General features: G+C 68.0%; 3 protein-coding genes. All 3 read left to right on the forward strand.

The window, feature by feature from the left end; genetic code table 11:
- Window positions 1-190: hypothetical protein (locus I73_RS33150; protein ID WP_040500150.1), on the forward strand; the 190-nt coding region annotated here is incomplete at its 5' end.
- Window positions 191-201: 11 nt separating this feature from the next.
- A complete protein-coding gene (locus I73_RS09920; RefSeq protein ID WP_022980463.1) occupies window positions 202-1,446 on the forward strand; it encodes an AGE family epimerase/isomerase in 1,245 nt (414 codons plus the stop codon).
- Window positions 1,447-1,610: 164 nt separating this feature from the next.
- Window positions 1,611-2,056: hypothetical protein (locus I73_RS27200; RefSeq protein WP_040500152.1), on the forward strand; the 446-nt coding region annotated here is incomplete at its 3' end.

Consider the following 2,056-nt stretch of genomic DNA (forward strand, 5'->3'; position numbering starts at 1 on the left):
GGGCATCCATGCCGTCAACGTGCCCGAGCGCATGTACGAACTCGGCCACCTCATAGCCCCCCGCAGCATCTTCTCAGACGGTGAGGACTATCGGTCCTACATCCGCATCAACATTGCCGAGGCATCCGACCTGTCCGTCTTCCCTGCACTGGCGACCCTTCTGGGCAGGGAGTACCACCCGCCGCTCTGAGCCTGCACACCATGCGCTCCGCCCCCGACTTCCGCGATCCGGCCTTCCTGCAGCAGCACCTGCTGCAGACCATGGCCTTTTACGACGGCCGCTGCGTGGACCCGAGTGGCGGGCTTTACCAGTTCTACCGGGACGACGGCAGCGTCTACGACCCCGCGACCCGGCATCTGGTGAGCAGCACGCGCTTTGTCGTCACCCACGCCATGATGGCCCGGCGCTTTCCGGAGCATCCCCGGGCCGCGGGCTGGCGGGACACGGCCCGCCATGCCCTGCGCTTCGTGCACGAGATCCACCGGGACGAAGCCAGCGGCGGCTACCTGTGGCTGCTACGCTGGCACGACGGCCGGCGCGAGACGGTGGACGCCACCCAACATGCCTACGGCCTGGCCTTCGTGCTGCTGGCCCAGGCCCACGCCACCCTGGCCGGGCTGGAGGAAGCCCGACCCGCCCTCCAACAGACCCTGGCCCTGATGGAGCAGCGCTTCTGGGAGCCGACTGCCAGCCTGTATGCCGACGAGGCCACGCCAGCGTGGAGCTTGAGTCCCTACCGCGGGCAGAACGCCAACATGCATGCCTGCGAGGCGCTGATGGCCGCCTACGAGGCCACCGGGGACGCCTTCTGCCTGCGGCGCGCCCAGGCCCTGGCCCAGCAAGTCACCCGGACGCTGGCCGGGCGTTGCCATGGCTGGGTCTGGGAGCACTTCCACACCGACTGGACACCGGACTGGGACTTCAACCGGCACGATCCGGCCAACCTCTTCCGTCCCTGGGGCTACCAGGTCGGCCATTGGACCGAATGGGCCAAGCTGCTGCTCACGCTGGAGCGCTTGAGCCCGGACGATGCCGACACCGCCTGGATGCTGCCGCGGGCCCGCGAACTGTTCGCCGCGGCCGTCCAACTGGGCTGGGACAACGCCCACGGCGGCCTGGTGTACGGGCTGGGGCCCCTGGGAGACCCGGCCACGGACACCCATCTGAAGGTGAGCGACGGCGACAAGTACCACTGGGTCCAGGCCGAAACCCTGGCCGCCGCGGCGGCGCTGGCCCAGCGCACCGGCGAAGGGGGCTACTGGGACTGGTACGACCGGATCTGGACCCATGTCTGGCGGCACTTCGTGGATCACACGCACGGCGCCTGGTACCGCATCCTCGGGCCGGACAACCGCAAGCTCACCGACGAGAAGAGCCCCGCCGGCAAGGTGGATTACCACAACCTGGGCGCCTGCCATGAGGTGCTCGACACGCTGGCCCGCTGACTGAAGCCCGGAGATCCCCACCCTGTTCAGTCAACTCCGGGGTGCTTTCCGTGTTGTTTGACCGTTTCAGCGTTCCCTGACTGCGTCAACATCGCCCCAAGAGACCAATTGCGGGTGGGGGTGACCATGCCTCGCCCGCAGCGCAAGACAAGGGGACAGCGACCATGGGGATCTATCGCATCGTGATGCGCGCCGGCAACCGCCTGATGCGCCACCTGAGCATGCCGCTCAAGCTCACCGTGCTGGGTAGCATGCTGCTGATCCCTCTGCTGATCAACGTGATCCTGGGCGCGCTGCAGGATCAGGCCTCCATCCGGCTGACCCGCGCCGAACGCCAGGGCCTGGCGCTGGTGATGCCGCTGTCGCAGACGGCCTATGAGGTCCAGGTGCATCGCGGCCTGACCAACCGGGTTCTGCACGGCGACGCCGCTGCCCAAGCCGCGCTGGCCCAGAGCTCGGAGCGCCTCAAGGCGCACCTCGGCGACGTGGACCAGATCATCGCCCACACCGACACCTTCACCGCCAAGGATGAGTGGACGTCCTTGCGCACGGCGCTGGAAGGTCTGTCCGGCAATGGCACAGGGGAAGCTACCGCCGTCTTCGCAGCGCA

Origin of the sequence: Ideonella sp. B508-1 (genome assembly GCF_000333615.1) — a bacterium.
Taxonomy (GTDB): Bacteria; Pseudomonadota; Gammaproteobacteria; order Burkholderiales; family Burkholderiaceae_C; genus Ideonella.

Bases quoted from the DNA above. Each gene is read 5' to 3' on its own strand.
- I73_RS09920 (WP_022980463.1), top strand. From the start codon at position 202: ATGCGCTCCGCCCCCGACTTCCGCGATCCGGCCTTCCTGCAGCAGCAC.